This window comes from Corallococcus sp. CA053C, assembly GCF_003611675.1.
In the GTDB taxonomy this organism is placed as follows: domain Bacteria; phylum Myxococcota; class Myxococcia; order Myxococcales; family Myxococcaceae; genus Corallococcus.
This window is the reverse complement of sequence record NZ_RAWA01000627.1, coordinates 1-3692: the sequence shown is the minus strand read 5'-3', so window position 1 is coordinate 3692 and position 3692 is coordinate 1. Positions and strand designations below refer to the sequence as shown.

The 3692-nt window shown below is 70.3% G+C and carries 4 protein-coding genes; 1 reads left to right on the top strand and 3 read right to left on the bottom strand.

Annotated elements, in window-relative coordinates; all coding sequences use genetic code 11:
* Positions 1–32: 32 nt before the first annotated feature.
* The gene (gene rpoZ, locus D7V97_RS41175; protein WP_120531319.1) at positions 33–272 is read right to left on the bottom strand and encodes a DNA-directed RNA polymerase subunit omega; all 240 of its coding nucleotides are present in this window, start codon (positions 270–272) and stop codon (positions 33–35) included.
* Between the two features lie 322 nt (positions 273–594).
* On the opposite strand from rpoZ, the gene D7V97_RS41170 reads away from it, so the two are divergent.
* Positions 595–1461 carry an SDR family oxidoreductase gene (locus D7V97_RS41170; protein ID WP_120616011.1) on the top strand — a complete coding sequence of 289 codons (867 nt, stop codon included), beginning with the start codon at positions 595–597 and terminating at the stop codon, positions 1459–1461.
* Between the two features lie 6 nt (positions 1462–1467).
* Here the strand turns inward: D7V97_RS41170 and D7V97_RS41165 are convergent, their stop codons facing one another.
* Both D7V97_RS41165 and pgm read right to left on the bottom strand, forming a co-directional pair.
* On the bottom strand, positions 1468–1824 hold the full coding sequence (locus D7V97_RS41165; RefSeq protein WP_120616010.1) for a DoxX family protein: 357 nt from the start codon (positions 1822–1824) through the stop codon (positions 1468–1470).
* 55 nt (positions 1825–1879) lie between these two features.
* Positions 1880–3517 (bottom strand): phosphoglucomutase (alpha-D-glucose-1,6-bisphosphate-dependent), encoded by a 1638-nt coding sequence (gene pgm, locus D7V97_RS41160; protein ID WP_120616009.1) that lies wholly within the window; start codon positions 3515–3517, stop codon positions 1880–1882.
* Between the last annotated feature and the right edge of the window lie 175 nt (positions 3518–3692).

The window sequence follows — 3692 nt, the reverse complement described above, 5'->3', positions numbered from 1 at the left end:
GAGCCGGGGGGAAGCAGGGGGAGGGCTGAAGCCTACTTCTTGGCTTCCTCGGCGGTGTACTTGCCGGAGAGCGCCTCGCGCACATCGCGGTCGAACTTCACGCGCTGGGTGGCGACCTCGCGCAGCGCGAGCACGGGCGGCTTGTTCTTGGAGGTCTCCAGGATGGGCCGGGCGCCGGCCATCAGCTGGCGCGCGCGCTTGGCGCCCAGCAGCACCAGCGCGAACCGGTTGTCCACGTAGGGGAGGCAGTCTTCAACGGTAACGCGGGCCATGGAACATCCTTCTTGGCTCTTGGGAGCCGGTGGAAGCCTCCCAACCTAAAGAGCACGTCCGGTCGAGTCAAGGAAGGATGGGCGGCCGGGGGAGCCTCCCGCCGGATGACCGCCAGCCGACGCTCACGGGCCGGCGCTGTTCGCTGGCGCACGGCGATTTCCAGGGCTTGGGAATTCTGGAGCGGGGCACCTCAACGGATCCCCTGGGGTGCGTTTTCCGATGGAGGCATGGGACGCCAGGGTGGGTCCGAGAGAGGAGCTCCCGCATGAGCGAGGTCAGGTCGCGCGGCGCCAGTCATCCCCGGTGCGTCCCGGGGGCGCCGTGAACGGGCCGGTGCTCGTCACCGGGCCCACCGGCAACGTGGGCCGGGCGGTGGTCCGGGCGTTGCTGTCCGAGGGCGTCCCCGTGCGCGCGGCGGTGAAGTCGCCCGAGCGCACCGTGGCGCTGCTCAAGGAGATGGACGGCGAGGTGATGCCGGTGCCCCTGGACTTCCTGCGCCCGGAGACGTTCCGGCCCGCGCTGGAGGGCGTGCGCGGCGTCTTCCTGCTGAGACCTCCGGCCATCGCCCGCATGCAGGAGACGCTCAACGCCTTCGTGGACGCGGCCGTCACGCAGGGCGTGAAGCACGTGGTGTTCCTCTCCGTGGACGGCGCGGAGAAGCGCGCGTGGATCCCGCACCACGCGGTGGAGGAGCACCTGAAGCGCTCGCCCCTGGGGTGGACGCTGCTGCGGCCGACCTTCTTCGCGCAGAACCTGGGGGACGCCTACCGCGAGGACATCCGCCAGGACCACCGCGTCTACCTCCCCGCGGCCCGCGGCCGGGTGGCCTTCGTGGACGTGCGCGACGTGGGGGACCTGGCGACGCGGGCGCTCTTGGACACGTCCCTGCGAAACCGGGCGTTCACCCTCACCGGGCCGGAGGCGGTGACGTTCGACGAGGTGGTGGTGATGCTGTCGGAGGTGCTGGGCCGGCCCATCCGCTACGAGCCCGCGTCGGTGGCGGGCTACGTGCGCCACCTGCACCGGCGCCAGCTGCCCTGGGGCCAGGTGGGCGTCCAGACGCTGCTGCACGTGGGGCTGCGCTTCGGTCAGGCGGAGCAGTTGGACCCCACGCTCGCGAACCTGCTGGGCCGCCCCACGCGCACGGTGCGCCAGTACATCGAGGACCACGCGCCGCTCTGGCGGTGATGCGCGTCAGGTGTACCAGAGCGCCCAGAGGATGAGGACGCCCTGGAGCGGCAGCCGCAACCAGAGCAGGGCCCTGGGAATCTTCGGGAACCGCTCCGGCTGCTGGGCCATGTAGAGGTTCGCGGGGAACACCGCCACGAACAGCGCGACGAGCCCCCAGGCCGCGAGCTGCGTCGTCCGGGGCACCAGCAACAGCACGCCCAGCAGCACCTCCGCCATGCCGCTGATCAGCACCAGCTCCCGGGGGCGGGGCAGGTACGGCGGCATGATGTGCATGTACACGCGCGGCTTGAGGAAGTGGTTCACCCCCGCGGCGATCATGAACAGCGCGAGCACGAACTGCAGGATGAGCTTCACGGACATGGTGGTGGGGGCTCCTGGCGACATCGAAGCGCGACCAGGGGCCCCGGGTCCATGCCTACTTTCCGGCGAACGCCTCACCGACGATGGCGCGCGCCTCCTGGACGATGGTGTCCAGGTGCGCGGCGCCGCGGAAGCTCTCCGCGTAGATCTTGTAGACGTCCTCGGTGCCGGAGGGGCGCGCGGCGAACCAGCCGTTCTCCGCCACGACCTTGAGGCCGCCCAGCTCCGCGTTGTTGCCCGGCGCGCGCGTGAGGCGCTGCTGGATGGGCTCGCCCGCGAGCGACGTGGCCTTCACCGCCTCCGGTGACAGCTTCTTGAGCACGGCCTTCTGCTCGGACGTGGCCGGCTGATCAATGCGCGTGTACAGCGGCGCGCCGAACTGCTGCGCGTGCTCCTGGTAGTGCTCGCCGGGGTCCTTGCCGGTGCGCGCGAGGATTTCGGCCGCCAGCAGGTCCATGATGATGCCGTCCTTGTCGGTGGTCCACACGGTGCCGTCGCGGCGCAGGAAGGACGCGCCCGCGCTCTCCTCGCCGCCGAAGCCCAGCGAGCCCTCCAGGAGCCCGTCCACGAACCACTTGAAGCCCACCGGCACCTCCACCACGCGGCGGCCCAGGTTCTTCGCCACGCGGTCGATGAGGCTGCTGCTCACCAGCGTCTTGCCCACCGCCGCGTCCGCCTTCCAGTCCGGACGGTTGCGGAACAGGTAGCCGATGCAGACGGCGAGGTAATGGTTGGGGTTCATCAGCCCATGGCTGCGGGTGACGATGCCGTGGCGGTCGGAGTCCGTGTCGTTGCCGAAGGCGAGCGCGTACTTGTCCTTGAGCATCACCAGGTTCGCCATCGCGTACGGCGACGAGCAGTCCATGCGGATCTTCCCGTCGTGGTCCGCGGGCATGAAGCCGAACGTGGGGTCCACCTTGCGGTTCACCACGGAGATCGACAGCTTGTAGCGATCCGAGATGGGGTCCCAGTAGTCCAGGTTGGAGCCGCCCAGCGGATCCGCGCCCAGCTTCAGCTTCGCGTCCCGGATGGCGTCCACGTCCACCACGTTCACCAGGTCCGTCACGTACGGGGTGATGAAGTCGTACGCCTTCACCGTGTCGCTGGCGCGCGCCTTCTCGTAGGTGATGCGCCGGACGTCCTTGTTGCCAGCGGCCATCAGCTCGTTGGCGCGGCGCTCCACCAGGGACGTGACGTTCGTGTCCGCGGGGCCGCCGTTGGGCGGGTTGTACTTGATGCCGCCGTCCTCGGGCGGGTTGTGGGACGGGGTGATGACGATGCCGTCCGCGAGCCCGCTCGTGCGGCCCCGGTTGTAGGTGAGGATGGCGTGGGAGATGACGGGCGTGGGCGTGGCGCTGTCGGTGAAGCGCACCTCGACGCCGTGCGCGGCCAGCACCTCCAGCGTGGTGCGCTGGGCGGGCTCGGAGAGGGCGTGCGTGTCCATGCCCAGGAAGAGCGGGCCGTCATAGCCCTGCTGCTTGCGGTACTCGCACAGGGCCTGCGCCACCGCGAGGATGTGCGGCTCGTTGAAGCTTCGGCGCGAGGCCGAACCCCGGTGGCCGGAGGTGCCGAAGGCGACGCGCTGTTCGGCCACGGAGGCGTCCGGGACGTCGGAGTAATACCTGGCGCGCAGCTTCTCGGGGTTGATCAGCAGGTCGCGCGAAAGGGGCTTGCCAGCGGAAGGATGGGCCATGACGGCGGCACCCTAGTCTCGCGCGCGGGTGGAAGGGGAGCCTAAGTCACGGCCCTGTCCATCCCCGCACCTGGCCCCCGAGCGCTCCGTCCAGTAGCGGGCGGCAGCGCGGACCGGAGGGGTAGGGGCGCCTGTCCGGAAGCCGTCAGCGCGCCGCGGCGACGGACGCCGCGGG

Bases quoted from the DNA above. Each gene is read 5' to 3' on its own strand.
- pgm (WP_120616009.1), bottom strand. From the start codon at position 3,517: ATGGCCCATCCTTCCGCTGGCAAGCCCCTTTCGCGCGACCTGCTGATC.
- D7V97_RS41165 (WP_120616010.1), bottom strand. From the start codon at position 1,824: ATGTCCGTGAAGCTCATCCTGCAGTTCGTGCTCGCGCTGTTCATGATC.
- rpoZ (WP_120531319.1), bottom strand. From the start codon at position 272: ATGGCCCGCGTTACCGTTGAAGACTGCCTCCCCTACGTGGACAACCGG.